Source organism: Pseudomonas sp. B5(2017) (assembly GCF_002112825.1).
In the GTDB taxonomy this organism is placed as follows: Bacteria; Pseudomonadota; Gammaproteobacteria; order Pseudomonadales; family Pseudomonadaceae; genus Aquipseudomonas; species Aquipseudomonas putida_Z.
In genome coordinates, this window is sequence record NZ_NEIR01000007.1 from 110,210 (window position 1) to 126,554 (window position 16,345).

Annotated in this window: 15 protein-coding genes; 4 read left to right on the forward strand and 11 right to left on the reverse strand. The window is 63.1% G+C overall.

Going from position 1 to position 16,345, the window contains the following annotated elements:
* Positions 1 to 5 precede the first annotated feature (5 nt).
* Positions 6 to 3,050 carry a multidrug efflux RND transporter permease subunit gene (locus CAG00_RS12530; protein ID WP_075046246.1) on the forward strand — a complete coding sequence of 1,015 codons (3,045 nt, stop codon included), beginning with the start codon at positions 6 to 8 and terminating at the stop codon, positions 3,048 to 3,050.
* 169 nt (positions 3,051 to 3,219) lie between these two features.
* Here the strand turns inward: CAG00_RS12530 and CAG00_RS12535 are convergent, their stop codons facing one another.
* The 5 genes from CAG00_RS12535 to colR all read right to left on the reverse strand — a co-directional run bounded on the left by CAG00_RS12535 (position 3,220) and on the right by colR (position 6,932).
* Positions 3,220 to 3,453 (reverse strand): hypothetical protein, encoded by a 234-nt coding sequence (locus CAG00_RS12535; protein ID WP_025340525.1) that lies wholly within the window; start codon positions 3,451 to 3,453, stop codon positions 3,220 to 3,222.
* Positions 3,450 to 4,151, reverse strand: coding sequence for a lipopolysaccharide kinase InaA family protein (locus tag CAG00_RS12540; RefSeq protein ID WP_025340526.1), 702 nt, complete (start codon positions 4,149 to 4,151; stop codon positions 3,450 to 3,452). The genes CAG00_RS12535 and CAG00_RS12540 overlap by 4 nt, the downstream gene beginning before the upstream one ends.
* 6 nt (positions 4,152 to 4,157) lie before the next feature.
* A complete protein-coding gene (locus CAG00_RS12545; protein WP_025340527.1) occupies positions 4,158 to 4,841 on the reverse strand; it encodes a class I SAM-dependent methyltransferase in 684 nt (227 codons plus the stop codon).
* Positions 4,842 to 4,948: 107 nt separating this feature from the next.
* Positions 4,949 to 6,259, reverse strand: coding sequence for a HAMP domain-containing sensor histidine kinase (locus tag CAG00_RS12550; protein ID WP_025340528.1), 1,311 nt, complete (start codon positions 6,257 to 6,259; stop codon positions 4,949 to 4,951).
* Positions 6,249 to 6,932 (reverse strand): two-component system response regulator ColR, encoded by a 684-nt coding sequence (gene colR, locus CAG00_RS12555; RefSeq protein WP_003255215.1) that lies wholly within the window; start codon positions 6,930 to 6,932, stop codon positions 6,249 to 6,251. The genes CAG00_RS12550 and colR overlap by 11 nt, the downstream gene beginning before the upstream one ends.
* 183 nt (positions 6,933 to 7,115) lie before the next feature.
* On the opposite strand from colR, the gene CAG00_RS12560 reads away from it, so the two are divergent.
* Positions 7,116 to 7,844 (forward strand): phosphatase PAP2 family protein, encoded by a 729-nt coding sequence (locus CAG00_RS12560; RefSeq protein ID WP_085664405.1) that lies wholly within the window; start codon positions 7,116 to 7,118, stop codon positions 7,842 to 7,844.
* 199 nt (positions 7,845 to 8,043) lie between these two features.
* Here CAG00_RS12560 and groL read toward each other — a convergent pair whose 3' ends face one another.
* From groL to CAG00_RS12585, 5 genes are all read right to left on the reverse strand, one after another.
* On the reverse strand, positions 8,044 to 9,684 hold the full coding sequence (gene groL, locus CAG00_RS12565) for a chaperonin GroEL (RefSeq protein WP_085592107.1): 1,641 nt from the start codon (positions 9,682 to 9,684) through the stop codon (positions 8,044 to 8,046).
* A 48-nt stretch (positions 9,685 to 9,732) separates the two neighbouring features.
* Complete coding sequence (locus CAG00_RS12570) at positions 9,733 to 10,026, reverse strand: co-chaperone GroES (RefSeq protein WP_003260750.1); 294 nt, start codon at positions 10,024 to 10,026, stop codon at positions 9,733 to 9,735.
* Positions 10,027 to 10,349: 323 nt separating this feature from the next.
* A complete protein-coding gene (locus CAG00_RS12575; RefSeq protein WP_025340530.1) occupies positions 10,350 to 10,811 on the reverse strand; it encodes an FxsA family protein in 462 nt (153 codons plus the stop codon).
* A gap of 67 nt (positions 10,812 to 10,878) precedes the next feature.
* Positions 10,879 to 11,610 carry a HugZ family protein gene (locus tag CAG00_RS12580; RefSeq protein WP_075046249.1) on the reverse strand — a complete coding sequence of 244 codons (732 nt, stop codon included), beginning with the start codon at positions 11,608 to 11,610 and terminating at the stop codon, positions 10,879 to 10,881.
* Positions 11,611 to 11,759: 149 nt separating this feature from the next.
* Positions 11,760 to 12,770: a DUF481 domain-containing protein gene (locus tag CAG00_RS12585; RefSeq protein ID WP_085664406.1), complete on the reverse strand. Its 1,011-nt coding sequence runs from the start codon at positions 12,768 to 12,770 to the stop codon at positions 11,760 to 11,762.
* Between the two features lie 166 nt (positions 12,771 to 12,936).
* Here CAG00_RS12585 and CAG00_RS12590 point away from each other — a divergent pair, with 166 nt between their 5' ends.
* The gene (locus tag CAG00_RS12590; RefSeq protein ID WP_085592113.1) at positions 12,937 to 13,290 is read left to right on the forward strand and encodes an MGMT family protein; all 354 of its coding nucleotides are present in this window, start codon (positions 12,937 to 12,939) and stop codon (positions 13,288 to 13,290) included.
* Between the two features lie 43 nt (positions 13,291 to 13,333).
* On the forward strand, positions 13,334 to 14,881 hold the full coding sequence (locus CAG00_RS12595) for an AmpG family muropeptide MFS transporter (protein ID WP_025340534.1): 1,548 nt from the start codon (positions 13,334 to 13,336) through the stop codon (positions 14,879 to 14,881).
* Between the two features lie 132 nt (positions 14,882 to 15,013).
* Here CAG00_RS12595 and CAG00_RS12605 read toward each other — a convergent pair whose 3' ends face one another.
* Positions 15,014 to 16,258: an MFS transporter gene (locus CAG00_RS12605; protein ID WP_025340535.1), complete on the reverse strand. Its 1,245-nt coding sequence runs from the start codon at positions 16,256 to 16,258 to the stop codon at positions 15,014 to 15,016.
* Between the last annotated feature and the right edge of the window lie 87 nt (positions 16,259 to 16,345).

Genomic DNA, 16,345 nt, shown 5'->3' on the forward strand with positions numbered 1-16,345 from the left:
CTGGCATGGCGTTCACCGACCCGTTCATCCGCCGCCCGGTGCTGGCCAGCGTGGTCAGCCTGCTGATCCTGCTGCTGGGCTTCCAGGCCTGGAACAAGCTGCAGATCCGCCAGTACCCGCAAATGGAAAACGCCCTGATCACGGTGACCACCGCCTACCCCGGCGCCAACGCCGAGACCATCCAGGGCTATATCACCCAGCCGCTGCAGCAAAGCCTGGCCAGCGCCGAAGGCATCGACTACATGACCTCGGTGAGCCGGCAGAACTTCTCGATCATTTCCATCTACGCCCGCATCGGCGCCGACAGCGACCGGTTGTTCACCGAACTGCTGGCCAAGGCCAACGAAGTGCGCAACAAGCTGCCCCAGGACTCGGAAGACCCGGTACTGAGCAAGGAAGCCGCCGATGCCTCGGCGCTGATGTACATCAGTTTCTACAGCAAGGAGATGAGCAACCCGCAAATCACCGACTATCTGTCACGGGTGATCCAGCCCAAGCTGGCGACCCTGCCGGGCATGGCCGAAGCGGAAATCCTCGGCAACCAGGTGTTCGCCATGCGCATCTGGATCGACCCGGTGAAACTGGCAGGCTATGGCCTGTCGGCCACCGACGTGACCAATGCCGTGCGTCGCTACAACTTCCTTTCCGCGGCCGGCGAGGTGAAGGGCGAATACGTGGTCACCAGCATCAACGCCAGCACCGAGCTGAAGTCGGCCGAGGCGTTCGCCGCCCTGCCGGTCAAGACCAGTGGCGATAGCCGCGTGCTGCTGGGCGATGTGGCACGGGTCGAGATGGGGGCGGAAAACTACGACACGGTCAGCTCGTTCGACGGCACCCCATCGGTGTACATCGGCATCAAGGCCACACCGGCCGCCAACCCGCTGGACGTCATCAAGGAAGTGCGGCGCATCATGCCCGAGCTGGAAAGCCAGCTACCCTCGGCGCTGAAGGTATCGATCGCCTACGATGCCACGCTGTTCATCCAGGCCTCCATCGATGAAGTGATCAAGACCCTCGGCGAAGCGGTACTGATCGTCATCGTGGTGGTGTTCCTGTTCCTCGGTGCCCTGCGTTCGGTGCTGATCCCGGTGGTAACCATTCCGCTGTCGATGATCGGTGTGCTGTTCTTCATGCAGATGATGGGCTATTCGCTCAACCTGCTGACCCTGCTGGCCATGGTGCTGGCCATCGGCCTGGTGGTGGACGATGCAATTGTCGTAGTGGAGAACATCCACCGGCACATGGAAGAAGGCAAGTCGCCGTTCGACGCCGCCCTCGAGGGCGCCCGCGAAATCGCCATGCCGGTGGTGTCGATGACCATCACCCTGGCGGCGGTGTATGCACCGATCGGCTTCCTTACCGGGCTCACCGGCGCGCTGTTCAAGGAGTTTGCCCTGACCCTGGCCGGTGCGGTGATCATCTCCGGCATCGTTGCCCTCACCCTGTCACCGATGATGTGCGCCCTGCTGCTGCGCCAGGAACAGAACCCCAGCGGCCTGGCCCACCGCCTGGACATGCTGTTCGAACGCCTGAAGGTGCGCTACCAGCGCCTGCTGCACACCACCCTCGACAGCCGGCCTGTCGTGCTGGTGTTTGCCGTGATCATCCTGTGCCTGATTCCGGTACTGCTGAAGTTCACCCAGAACGAACTGGCGCCCAACGAGGACCAGGGGGTGATCTTCATGATGAGCAGTTCGCCGCAGCCGGCCAACCTTGATTACCTCAACGCCTATACCGACGAATTCACCCCGCTGTTCAAGGCTTTCCCCGAGTACTACTCATCGTTCCAGATCAACGGTTTCAATGGCGTGCAGACCGGCATCGGCGGCTTCCTGCTCAAGCCCTGGAACGAGCGCGAGCGCACACAGATGGAGCTGCTGCCGCTGGTGCAGAGCAAGCTCGAGGAAATCAGTGGCCTGCAGATTTTCGGCTTCAACCTGCCGTCACTGCCCGGCACCGGCGAGGGCCTGCCATTCCAGTTCGTCATCAACAGCGCTGGCGACTACCCGGCACTGCTGGATGTGGCCCAGCGCATCAAGGCCCGCGCCCAGGAATCCGGAAAATTCGCCTTCCTCGACATCGACCTGGCCTTCGACAAGCCCGAGGTGGTGGTGGATATCGACCGGGCCAAGGCGGCGCAGATGGGGGTGTCGATGGACACCTTGGGCAGCACCCTGGCGACCTTGCTGGGCGAGGCGGAAATCAACCGCTTCACCCTCGAAGGCCGCAGCTACAAGGTGATTGCCCAGGTCGAGCGGCCGTACCGCGACAACCCCGGCTGGCTGAACAACTACTACGTGAAGAACGACCAGGGCCAGCTGCTGCCACTATCCACCCTGATCACCCTCACCGACCGCGCCCGCCCGCGCCAGCTCAACCAGTTCCAGCAGCTGAACTCGGCGATCATCCAGGGCGTGCCCATGGTCAGCCTGGGCGAAGCGCTGCAGACCGTGCAGGGCATCGCCCGCGAAGAGGCTCCGGAAGGCTTCGCCTTCGACTATGCCGGCGTGGCGCGGCAGTACGTACAGGAAGGCAGCGCGCTGTGGGTGACCTTCGGCCTGGCGTTGGCGATCATCTTCCTGGTGCTGGCGGCGCAGTTCGAAAGCTTCCGCGACCCGCTGGTGATTCTGGTGACGGTACCGTTGTCGATCTGTGGCGCGCTGCTGCCGCTGTTCCTGGGCGTATCGAGCATGAACATCTACACCCAGGTCGGGCTGGTGACGCTGATCGGGCTGATCAGCAAGCACGGCATCCTCATTGTCGAGTTTGCCAACCAGTTGCGTGAGGAGCGCGGCCTGAGCGTGCGCGAGGCGATCGAGGAGGCCGCGGCGATTCGCCTGCGGCCGGTGCTGATGACCACGGCGGCGATGGTGTTCGGCATGGTGCCGCTGATCCTGGCGACCGGGGCGGGGGCGGTCAGCCGCTTCGACATCGGTACGGTGATTGCCACCGGGATGTCGATCGGCACGCTGTTTACCCTGTTTGTGTTGCCTTGTATCTACACGTTGCTGGCGCACAAAGAGGTGGCCAGAGCGACATCGGTTGCCTGAACCGGCCTCTTCGCGGGTAAACCCGCTCCCACAGGTACGGCACCGGATCCGGAATGGGTGCAGTACCTGTGGGAGCGGGTTCACCCGCGAAGAGGCCGGCAAGGCAGATGCAAAAATGCCAGAGGCCCCGCAATCGCGAGGCCTCTGGCATTTCCATCTACCACCGGGTTCAACCGAACGGCCGCAACCCCTGGCGCATGCCGAACAGGAACAGCAACAGGTCCTGATCCGGCGCGGCCTCGGCCTGTTGCTGCGGTTTCACATCCCGCGGCAACGCGCACTGGTCGGCCAGTTCGGCCTTGCTGAACACTGTCGGCCTCGGCTCTTCCCACGCAGCCACCGCCACGGTGGTCACCGCCAGGCCAGCTACCAGGAACAAAGCTCGAGCTATTTCTAGTTTCATTGCCCTAACCCTTTGACAGCGCTGCCAAACGCCATCTGGTAAAAGTAGAGCAGTGTTTGCCATTCCGCGTCATTGATCGACGAATGGCGGCGCAGCTGGCGCAGGTCATTGCCCGCCGCGCGCTGGCAGCTGATGCGCCGCCGGCATTTTTCCAGGTCCAGCAGGGCGACCTCGACCCGGGCCTGCTCGCCCTCGCCAATCACCTTGATGAACACGTGCTTGCCATACAGGCAGCCGTGCTGCCAGTGCCCCAGGTGCATGCGCGCCAGGTTGTCCGCCAGGTCCTTGAGCATGCGCTCATGCACCACCTGCGGGTAACGCTCGCGGGCACCTTCGGCATGCCAGGTGTCGAGTTCGACGAAGCCGTCGAGTGCTTCGCTCACCAGCAGCGCACGCCACTGCTGGTCGGCACCCCGCTCGGCGCCACAGAAGACGATGCGCGGTACACGCACGCCCAGTTGCTCGAAGCTGTTCAACGCATCGAGTTCACGCAATACGGTCGGCCGGCCGAAAGGGTGCAGCAGGCTACGGTAGATATGCCCGACCTGGCGCTTGGCATACAGCAGCTTGCCATTGCCATCGTCGAGGCGTTGCACACCACTCTCGCCACCACGGCGCTGGTTAGGCTCCTCGACCCACTCGCCCTGCTGGCGCCAGTAAAAATCGAACCGCGACTCCCCTCTCTGGGCTACAGCCATCAAACACTACCCCTTACGCAATACATATACCCGCCACATGGCATAGAACGGCAGGAAGTCGAGGCGTTCCTGGATTCTGAAGCCGGCGGCTCGGAATTCTTCTTCGACCGTGTCGGCCGGTAACACAAAACGGTTCTGGTAATTGTCCTGGTCGCCCTTCCTGGCGCTGCGACGCTGTTCCAGTTTTTTCCGGCGCCAGGCCTTGAAGTTACCATCCACCCACAATGACAGGATCACACTATCACGGCTAACCCGTTGAAATTCCGAAAGAATGGTCTTTCTGTGCGCCGCTTCGCCAATGTGGTGGAACAAACGCATGCAGAAAATGCTGTCCACCGAGTTGTCCGGCAAGTCGATGGCAAATGCCGAAGTCTGCAAAGGCCGTACCCGTGCCACCACCTCTGGCGCTTGCGCGGTACAGGCTGTCTCGATCATCGCTTCGGAGTTGTCGGCGCCGATGATCACTCGGTTCGGCTTTTCTGCCAGCAACGGCCAGAAGCGGCCGGCACCGCATGGCAGGTCGAGGACTAGCCCAGGCTCACCAGCCAATGCCAAGGCGCGACGCGCCAGTTGCTCATCACGCTTGTGGGAAAGGCGTCGCGCCAGGCCATCCTGGTGCTTGAGAAAGTACTCGCGCGCATGTTCTTTGTCGTACTTCTCGGAAAATTCAAGCTTGATGGGGCTACGCATTGGGCATCTCCTGACTCCATTCCACCCACATTAGGTAAGCAAGCGTAGGAATCAGGTCATGCCGATGTGAAAAATATGTTGAGCGCCGAATGACCTGTTACAACAGATTACTCGACCAAAGCCTCCGGGTCGCCCTTGGCCGCGGTATTGCTCAGGTCCACCATGAAACGGCAGCCGTGCGGCAAGGTCGAGGTCAGGGTGACATGCCAGCCCTGGTCGTCGCAGATCCGCTGTACCAACGACAGGCCCAGGCCCAGGCCCTCGCCGCGCCGCTCGTCGCCGCGCACGAACGGCCGGAACATCGCCTCGCGCTGCTCCTCCGGGATACCTACGCCGCTGTCCTCCACGCTGAAGCCGTTGGCTTCCAGGCTAAGCCGGATATAGCCGCTATCGGTGTAGTGCGCGGCATTGCGCAGCAGGTTGCCCATCACCGACTGCAGGAAGGTGGCGTTGTACAGCACCGGGCTGGCACTGACGCGACCATCGAAATACAGGGCCAGGCCCTTTTGCTCGATGGTGTCGCGCCAGACCCCGACCAGTTCGTCCGCCACTTCCCGCAGGGTGGCCCGCGAAGCCACGGCGCCCTCGTCGCGCTGTGCCCGGGCCAGCATCAGGAAGGTCTTGACCAGTTCGCGCATTTCTTCCGTGGCCCGCGCCACGCGCTCCACCTGGCTGCGCGAGCGGGCGTCCAGCGTCGGGTTTTCCATCAGCAGTTCGCACGAGGTGGCCAGCACCATCAAGGGCGTGCGCAGTTCATGGCTGACGTCGCTGGTGAACAACCGTTCGCGGGTCAGCGCATCGCGCAGGCGGCCCAGGGTATCGTCGAAGGCTACCGCCAGCTGGCCGACTTCGTCCGCGGCATAGTCCGGCGCCAGCGGCGGGGCCAGGCCCAGCAACTGGTCACGGTGGCGTACCTGGCGCGCCAGGCGGATCACCGGCGCCATCACTCGGCGCGCCACCAGCCAGCCGAGGATGACCGCCAGCACCAGGCTGAGCAGGAAGCCCACCACCACCACCGCGAACAGCACGCGCTCGCGTTCCTCGAAGTCGCTCTGGTCCTGCAGCAGCACATAGCGGCGGCCATCGACGATCTCGACCATGGCGTGGTACGACAGCTGATCGCGGAATACCTCGTGGAAGCCGCGGTCGAGGTGGCGCAGGTCCTTGGGCAGCTCGAAGTCGTCACGCCCGCCGCTGAAGTAGAACAGCTGGTCGGGACGTGGCCGGTGGCTCCAGTCGCTGACGCTGTCCATGCGCAGCAGGCGTTGCAGGTCACCGCCCAGCACCGAGGAAATCAGCCGCTCTTCGACCAGGTGCACGGTGCCGACGATGCCGAAGGCGAAGGCCCCGGCCACCAGCGCGCTCATCAGGGCAAAGGCGATGATGATGCGCTGGGCAAGGCTTTGCTTAAACTCCATCACGGCCCTCGGCGAGGCGATAGCCGACGCCATGGACGGTATGCAGCAGCGGTTTTTCAAACGGCTTGTCGATCACCTGGCGCAGCTGGTGCACGTGGCTGCGCAGGCTGTCGCTGTCAGGGCAGTCATCGCCCCACAGGGCTTCTTCCAGCACTTCGCGACGCAATACGTGCGGGCTCTTCTGCATCAGCACCGCCAGCAGCTTGAGGCCGACCGGGTTGAGCTTGAGCAAGCGGCCCTGGCGGGTGACTTCGAGGGTGTCGAGGTCATAGCTGAGGTCGGCCACCTGCAAGGTGCGGCGCCCGCCACCCTGGGCCCGGCGCAGCACCGCCTCTATGCGAGCGGCCAGCTCCGACAGGGCGAAGGGCTTGAGCAGGTAATCGTCGGCACCGGAGCGGAAGCCTTGCAGGCGATCGTCCAGTTGGTCGCGGGCGGTGAGCATGATCACCGGAGTATCGCGGCGGGCGTCTTCGCGCAGGCGCTTGCACAGGGTGTAGCCGTCGATGCCCGGCAACATGATGTCGAGCACGATCAGGTCGTAGTGCTCGGTGGCTGCCAGGTGCAGGCCGGACAGGCCATCCTGGGCGCAGTCGACGGTGTAGCCCTTCATGCCCAGGTAATCGGCCAGGTTGGCCAGGATATCGCGGTTGTCTTCAACCAAAAGAATGCGCATCGGTTTCTCCTGTGCGGCGCTTCTCGCTGTGGTGCGCGGCAGGCGCAGCTTAAGGCCTATGCCTGCAGGGTGCCAGCCCCAGGGAAAATTCAGCGCACTTGACGGTTTTTTCACTGATCCTTCACGGACACAGGATAGCGGGCGGCCGACAATGCCCGATCTTTTTCGCGCCCTGGAGCCGTCATGCAGCAACCAACCCGCCCTCGCCCGATCAATTTCTGGCTGTACCTTGGGCTACCCCTGGCGACCGCGCTTGGCCTGATCCTGCTGGAACTGACCTCGGTCGACATGGACATTGCCAACCTGTTCTTCGACCCTGCTGCCGGGCAATTCATCGGCCGCCACAGCTATTTGCTGGAGAACATCCTGCATGACCGGGTCAAACAGGGGGTGATCCTGCTGGGCGTGATGTCGCTGGTGACCTTTGCTGCCAGCTTCTTCTGGAAGCGCCTGTTCGGCTGGCGCCGTGAGCTGGGCTGCCTGGTACTGGCACTGGGCCTGTCCACGGCGTTTGTCACACCGCTGAAGAAAGTGACTCAGGTGCAATGCCCGTGGAGCCTGACCCAGTTTGGCGGCAAGGAAACCTACAGCAAGCTGCTGGAGCCGCGGCCGGCGACCGACAAGCCCGGGCTGTGCTGGCCGGGCGGGCATGCCGCCACCGGGTTCTGCCTGTTCGGGCTGTTCTTCATGTTGCGTGATCGCAAGCCGAGGCTGGCGCGGGTCGCGTTGGCGGTGGCCTTCGTCGCCGGGGCGGTGCTGTCGCTGGGGCGGATGATGCAGGGGGCGCACTTCCTGTCGCACAACGTGTGGACGGCGGTGTTCTGCTGGTTGATCGGCTTGGGGTCCTATTACCTGGTTCTGTATCGTCGGGGAATGGCTGAGGTACCCGCCGCTGAGCGTAGCGTCGCCTGACCCAGGGGCCGCTTTGCGGCCCTTTCGCCGGCAAGCCAGCTCCAGGTACAGCGCAAGTCCCAGTGTTGGCGCAATCCTGTAGGAGCGGCCTTGTGTCGCGATGGGCTGCAAAGCAGCCCCAATGGCCCTCACAGGAAAACAAAAAAGCCCCGACTCTCGCGAACCGGGGCTTTCTGATGGTGCAGGGGGTAAGACTGGCTTACATCATGCCGCCCATGCCACCCATGCCGCCCATGTCAGGCATGCCAGCAGCTGGCTTGTCTTCTGGCAGGTCGGCAACCATGGCTTCGGTGGTGATCATCAGACCGCCGATCGAAGCAGCAGCTTGCAGCGCCGAACGGGTGACCTTGGCTGGGTCCAGGATGCCCATCTCGATCATGTCGCCGTATTCGCCAGTAGCAGCGTTGTAACCGAAGTTACCCGAACCTTGCTTGACCTTGTCAGCGACAACGCTTGGCTCGTCGCCGGCGTTGGCAGTGATCTGGCGCAGCGGCGCTTCAACGGCGCGACGCAGCAGGGCGATACCGACGTTCTGGTCTTCGTTGTCGCCTTTGAGGTCGGCAATGGCAGCCAGGGAGCGAACCAGGGCCACACCACCGCCAGGCACCACGCCTTCTTCAACGGCTGCACGGGTAGCGTGCAGGGCGTCTTCAACGCGGGCTTTCTTCTCTTTCATTTCAACTTCGGTGCCGGCACCGACCTTGATCACGGCAACACCGCCAGCCAGCTTGGCCAGACGCTCTTGCAGCTTCTCACGGTCGTAGTCCGAGGAAGTCTCTTCGATCTGGGCACGGATCTGCTTGACGCGTGCTTCGATCTCGGTGTCGGCGCCAGCGCCGTCGATGATGGTGGTGTTTTCCTTGGACAGGATGACGCGCTTGGCGTTACCCAGGTGCTCCAGGGTAGCGGTTTCCAGGGACAGGCCGATTTCTTCGGAGATGACCTGGCCGCCAGTCAGGACGGCGATGTCCTGCAGCATGGCCTTGCGGCGGTCGCCGAAGCCCGGAGCCTTGACCGCAGCAACCTTGACGATGCCGCGCATGTTGTTGACTACCAGGGTAGCCAGGGCTTCGCCTTCAACGTCTTCGGCAACGATCAGCAGTGGGCGGCCGGCCTTGGCAACGGCTTCCAGAACTGGCAGCAGCTCACGGATGTTGGAGATCTTCTTGTCGACCAGCAGCAGCAGCGGGCCTTCCAGCTCGGCAACCATGGTGTCCGGCTTGTTGACGAAGTACGGCGACAGGTAGCCACGGTCGAACTGCATGCCTTCCACGACAGACAGTTCGTTTTCCAGGCCCGAGCCTTCTTCAACGGTGATCACGCCTTCTTTACCGACTTTTTCCATGGCTTCGGCGATGATTTCACCGATGGAGTTGTCGGAGTTGGCGGAGATGGTACCTACCTGAGCGATGGCCTTGGAGTCGGCGCATGGCTTGGACAGGTTCTTCAGCTCGGCGACGACGGCAGCGGTGGCCTTGTCGATGCCGCGCTTCAGGTCCATCGGGTTCATGCCGGCAGCGACGGCTTTCAAGCCTTCGTTGACGATGGCCTGAGCCAGGACGGTAGCGGTGGTGGTGCCGTCACCGGCAGCGTCGTTGGCCTTGGAAGCAACTTCCTTGACCAGCTGGGCGCCCATGTTCTCGAAGGCGTCTTTCAGCTCGATTTCTTTGGCGACGGAAACGCCGTCCTTGGTGATGGTCGGCGCGCCGAAGCTCTTGGCCAGCACCACGTTACGGCCTTTCGGGCCCAGGGTCGCTTTTACCGCGTCAGCCAGAACGTTGACACCAACCAGCATTTTCTTACGAGCGGAGTCGCCGAATTTTACGTCTTTAGCAGCCATGATCGTTTAATCCTTGGAATTCTTTGGAGTAACGGGAAGTCGGGGAAATCAGCCTTCGATAACGGCGAGGATTTCGTTCTCGGCCATGACCAGCAGGTCTTCGCCATCGACTTTCACGGTGTTGCTGCCCGAGTAAGGGCCGAAAACCACTTTGTCACCCACTTTCACGGCCAGCGCGCGAACTTCGCCGTTGTCCAGGATGCGACCGGTGCCGACGGCGACGACTTCGCCGCGGTTTGGTTTTTCAGCGGCCGAACCCGGCAGGACGATACCGCCAGCGGTTTTCGATTCTTCTTCGCTGCGACGGATAACGACGCGGTCATGCAGAGGACGAAGCTTCATTGTCGATCTCTCCCAAATAGTGGTTTTCATCGGCCGGTGTCGACACCGGCGGTTTGATGCAGTCCGGCGTTGCCGGGGGTGATCCGCAATGGGCGAAGCACCTGTGTAATGTCTGGTGTCGCCACCAGAAACCTTGCGGTGACCACATACATGAGGCCGCCATATTCAATTACAAGGCTTGTTTCAGAAAATTTTTCATTAGCCTGAAAAGCTTGGGGCCGCTTCGCAGCCCTATCGCGACACAAGGCCGCTCCTACAGGGGTTCGCGTACTCTGTAGGAGCGGCCTTGTGTCGCGAAAGGGCCGCGAAGCGGCCCCCGGCTATTACTTGTCGCGGCGCTCGTACTCGCCTTCGATCACATTCGGCCGATGCCCGCCATCCTGCGGCCGGGCCTGGAACGGGTCGTCCTGGAAGGCGCGCTGGCGCATGGCCTGGGCCTCGGCACGCTCGCGCATCTTGCGCGCGGCCAGGTGACGGGTGAATGGCAGCAGGCAGAGCAAGCCCAGCACGTCGCTGATGAAACCTGGCAGCAACAGCAGGCCACCACCAACGGCCAGCATCATGCCCTGGAACATGTCCTCGGCGGGCAGTTCGCCACGCTGCAGGCTTTCACGGGCGCGCAGTGCGGTGGCCAGACCGGCCACGCGCATCACCAGCACACCCAGGGCGGAGCCGGCGATGATCAGCAGCAGCGCCGGGAAGAAACCGATGGCGGCACTGACCTTCACGAAGACGAACAGCTCCAGCACGGGAAACAGTAGAAACAACAGTAGAAAAGCACGCATCAAAGCATTCCTCGTCGGAAGAGACCCTTCCTGTAAGACCAACAAATGGATGCGGGCGCTCGGCTTTTCAACCCTCGACTTCCGTCGCAACCGGCCACTGGTCGGCGCGTGCCAGCAAAACCAGGGCTTCGCGGACTTGTGTCGGCGTGTTGCAAGTACTTGGGAAAGGCAACCAGTGCACCGCCTGGCCGATACGCAGGTGCATGCCTTCGCTGTCTACCCCGACCATCTGCGCTGGCGCATGGTTTGGCAGCTCGGTCAGTTGCACATAGTGGGCGATGGCGTTGGCGTGGTCGTTGTTCATGTGCTCGACCATGCTTGCCTCGGCTTTACCGGCGAACGGGTTGGCCAGGGTTACCTGGTCAAGCCAGTGGATCGCGCCGAAGCCGCCGATGTAGCGGTGGCGCACCGGCTGCAGCACCCAGAAGTCGAAGTCGTGGGCCTTGTGGTAGTTGGCCGCGTCCGGGAAATAACGGTAGTAGCGCTCGGCGGCGGCCTCGATGGCGGCCTCCTCCACCAGCTTGTGCGCCTCGGCCATCACCGTCAGGCGCCCCACGGCCTGCACGTCCTCGGCTTCGCGTTCGCCCACCAGCAGCGAGCACTTGGGGTCTTTCTGCAGGTTGTGGGTGTGCTGGGCGATGCGGCTGATGAGGATCAGCGGGTTGCCCTGGGCGTCCAGGCAGTACGGCACGACCGAGCCGAACGGGTAGCCGGGCATCGACTTGGAATGGGTCGAGAGCACGCCGCGGTATTCCTTGAGCAGCAGCTCCCGGGCGGGGCGGATGGCATTGGTACTCACTTGGGGGCGGCTCCTGATATCGGGCTGGATGGGACAAGATAAGCATTATCAGATCCAGTGCCAATGGGGCTGCTTTGCAGCCCATCGCGACACAAGGCCGCTCCTACAAGGGATCGCGTACATCCTGTGTCGCGATGGGCCGCAAAGATTTACCAGGTAACGCCGAAGCCTGCGGTATAGCGGGTCTTGTCCAGGTCACTGTCACGCGTACCGGTGATGACGTCCTTCTCCGCCTTGAGGTTGAGCGAGGCCCACTCGGTGACCTTGTAGCGCAGGCCAATCTCGGCATCCAGCGCGTAGTCGGCCACGCCACCCAGCGGCTTGGCGAACTCGCCGTTGGTGAACAGCTGCACGTTCTTGCCAATCAGGTAGCGGGTGTAGTCCCACTTCACCGCCGCGGAATAGAAGTTGTCCTTGGCGCCATCCTGGTATTCGAAGTCGGTACGGTTGATCAGCGAACCCAGCGAGAATGCGCCCAGTTCGTCGTCCCAGAACTGGTAACCCGGGCCGGTACCCACGGTGCGCTGGCGGGCGAGGTCTTCGATGCGGTCGCGCTTGTACTCTGCGCGCCCCTGCCAGAACCACTTCTCGGTAAGGAAGCGGTCCAGGGCGTACTCGGCACTCCAGTTGTCGGTGGTGGTGACGTCGTCCTTGGTCTCGCGGTTGTATTCGCCTTCGGCGTTGTGCCGCCAGCGGCCATGGCGGGCGCTGGTCTTGAAGCCGATGTCGTAGTCGTCGGTGTCGTTCTCGGCGCGCTTGTAGTCCAGCGCCACGTCGACGTTGCCCTTCCACACGAAGTCCTCGACCAGCGGCTTGGGCTTCATGATCTGCTCGATGCTGGCCAGCTCCACGGTCTTTGGCGCCTCGCCATTGGCCAAGGTCACCTTGCCGGGCTCGGCGGCCTTCAGCGACTTGGCGCGCTCACCGCTGTAGGCATCCTGCTTGACCAGCATCTCCTGGTCGCTCTCCAGGGTCTGGACTTCTTTCCAGTCCAGGGCGATGGAACCGCCATAGGGGGTTTCCAGCAGCAGCTTGCCGCCGTCGAAGACTTTGATCTTGCCGCTGAGCCGGTCGCCGTTCTTCATCCACACGGTGTCGGCGAACACCGGGGAGGCGCACAGGGAAGCAGCAAGCAGGCACAACAAGGATCTAGAATACATAAGCGGGCTATGATTTGCGGACTACGGGTTCGATTTGACGAAAAAAGCCGGGCATTATCCAGATAACCACGACCAGAGCAAGGAAAGACCGGGAGCATGCCGTTGAGTTCAACTCTCATTTGCCAGACCGCCGGTCCGGTTTCATCTGCAGCCCAGTGGGGGCCTGATGTCTGACGGATATGAGCACGCCCTGGACTCCGCCGAGGGCCGACGAACGGCGCTGTATTCGGTACTCGGCCAAGTGCCGGCCGGCAAGGTGGTCAGCTATGGCCAGTTGGCCGAACTGGCGGGGCTTGGGCGGGCGGCACGCTGGGTCGGGCGTACCCTCGGGCAACTGCCCGCGGACACTCGCCTGCCCTGGCACCGGGTGCTTGGCGCAGGTGGCCGGCTGAGCCTGGCACTGGGTACCCCGTCTGGGGATGAACAACGGGCGCGACTGCGTGCGGAGGGTGTGAATGTAACCAACAATCGTGTGGATATGACGCGCCATGGCTGGCGCCCGATGGAGCACAGCGGTTAGAGTGCGCGCTTTGTTTTCGCAAACTTGAGGCAGATGTTGGCCCATGCCCCGTAAAACCTGGCGCGCTGCGCTTGCTGCCTATGCCAGCCCGTCAACCTTGGTACTTTTGCTGCTCGGCTTCGCTGCCGGTCTGCCTTACATGCTGGTGTTCTCCACCCTTTCGGTGTGGTTGCGCGAAGCCGGCGTGGCCCGCGAGACCATTGGCTACGCCAGCCTGATCGGCCTGGCCTACGCCTTCAAGTGGGTGTGGTCGCCGCTGCTCGACCAATGGCGCCTGCCACTGCTCGGCAGCCTGGGGCGTCGGCGTTCGTGGCTGCTGCTGTCGCAGGCGCTGGTGGTGGTCGGGCTGGTCGGCATGAGCCTGTGCGATCCGCAGCAGCACCTTTCATGGCTGATCGCCCTGGCGGTGCTGGTGGCCTTCGCCTCCGCTACCCAGGACATCGCCGTCGATGCCTACCGCCTGGAAATCGCCGACGACCAGCGCCAGGCTGCGCTCGCTGCCAGCTACATGGCCGGCTACCGCGTGGCGGCCCTGCTGGCCACGGCTGGCGCACTGTTCTTCGCCGAGTGGTTCGGCTCCACCGGTTTCAGCTACCTGCACAAGGCCTGGGCCGGCACCTACGTCATGTTCGCGGTGATGATGCTGCCCGCCGTGTTCACCACCCTGATCATGCGCGAACCGCCCGTACCCATGCGTACCCAGCTGTCGGCAGCGCGCTATGGGCTGGTGCACCAGCTGGCCTCGGTGTTCGTATTGATCATCCTGCTGGTTTCGGTACCGGCGAGCTTCACCCAGATGTTCAATACCGGCTGGTCCAGCGTCATCTCCGGTGATGCCACGCCACTGGACCTGCTGCTGGAAGACCGCGCCTTCCTGCGCCTGATCCTCTACGTGCTGCTGACCTGGGCGTGCCTGTCGAGCCTGGGTCGTCGCGGCCTGGCCCCGGTGCTGACCCCGGTCAACGACTTCATCGCCCGCTACCGCTGGCAGGCCCTGCTGCTGCTCGGCCTGATCGCCACCTATCGCATGTCGGACACGGTGATGGGCGTGATGGCCAACGTGTTCTACATCGACATGGGCTTCACCAAGGACCAGATCGCCAGCGTCAGCAAGATCTTCGGCCTGATCATGACCCTGGTCGGCGCCGGGGTTGGTGGCCTGCTGATCGTGCGCTTCGGCATCATGCCGATCCTGTTCATCGGCGGTGTGGCCTCGGCGGGCACCAACATCCTGTTCCTGATGCTGGCCGACATGGGCCCGAACCTGCAGATGCTGGTGGTGACCATCTCGCTGGACAACTTCAGCTCCGGCATGGCCACCTCGGCCTTCGTCGCCTACCTGTCGAGCCTGACCAACCTGAAGTTCTCTGCTACCCAGTACGCGTTGCTCAGTTCGATCATGCTGCTGTTGCCAAGGCTGATCGGGGGTTATTCGGGGGTGATGGTGGAGAAGTTCGGTTACCACGACTTCTTCCTGATCACTGCCCTGCTAGGCGTGCCGACCTTGATCCTGATTGCCCTGCAGTGGCGCCAGGAGGCCGGGCCGGGCAAACCGGTGGCAGAGGAAGGTTCGGCGGCCGAGCGGCCCTGACAGGTTTGTATTGCCTGTACTGGCCTCTTCGCGGGTAAACCCGCTCCCACAGGGACTGCACAGCTCTCGAGGGCAGTGCTGTACCTGTGGGAGCGGGTTTATCCGCGAAGAGGCCGGTACAGGCAATAAAGTTTACTGAGCAACAGCCCCCTCACCAGGCCTTCCACCCACCACAAACCACAGCGGCCACAGCGCCAAGGCCCCCGCCACACCCGCCGCCAGGGCAAAGTGCAGCAAGCTGGCCCCGGCGCCAATCATCGCCAGCACCGCCCCACCCAACCCCAGCAAGGCGATGGTGATCATCCCCAGCATGGCCGAGACCAGGCCCTTGCTCTGCTCGCTGGCGAACAGCGTCATGCGATACAGCACCGCGTTGGCCACGCCCAACCCCAGTGCGTACAGCGACATGCCCGCCACCACGCTGGTCACGCTCGGCCAGTACCAGGTCGCCAGCACCATCAGGCACAGGCCGGCCAGGTATGGCCACAACGCACCCCGCACCAGCGCCGGCAGCGGATAGCGATCGGCGATGCGGTTGATGATCAGGTTGCCCAGGATCAGCCCGCCAAACACCGGCAACTGCCACAAGGCGTACTCCATGGTGCTCAGCCCCTCGTCGTGGATCAGCAGCACCGGCGACAGGCCGATCCAGCCAATCAGCGGCAGACCGACCAGGCCCAGGGCCGCGCTACCTGCGACAAAGCGGCGGTTGGCCAGCAACTGGCCGTAACCGGCCAGCAGCGGCAGCAGGTGGATCGGCGTGAATGCCAGGCGCGAGCCATCACGGCGTTCCACGCCAAGGGTTTCCGGCATCAGCCGGTGCAGCAGCAGCCAGGCCAGAACCGCGCCGATGGCAAAGGCCACGAACAGCCAGCGCCAGTCCAGCCACTGCAGCAGCAAGGTACCCACCAGCGGCCCGAGCAGTGGCGAGAGCAAGGCGATGTTGGCCAGCAGGGCCATCATGCGCACGGCGTCCGCTTCGCTGAAGGCTTCGTTCAGGGCCGGGTAGCTGACCGTGACCACAAAGCCCAGGCCGATGCCCTGCAGCAGGCGCAGCAAGTTGAACAGGCCGATGTCGTGGACCCAGAAGGTGGCCAGGCAGGCCAGGCCGAAGAACGCGCAGCCAATCAGCAGCAACGGGCGCCGGCCATAGCGGTCGGCCAGCGGGCCGATCAGCCATTGCAGCACCACGCCACCCAGCAGGTACAGGTTGAGGGCGTGGGGAATGTATTCGGGGCTGGCGTTCAGGTCGCCGACCACCACCGGCATGGCCGGCATGACGGCGTCGCTGGCCAGGTAGGTGAGCAGCTCGAACAGCGCCAGGGTCAGGCCGAACAGCAAGGCGCGCAGGGGGGTGATGTACAGCAGTGGTTTCATGATGGCGTATCGGGTGTGGCAGGTGGGGTCAGGCTATATGCCAGAAATGGCGGGGTATTGCTGTGAACAAGTGTAAAAAGCCGGGGC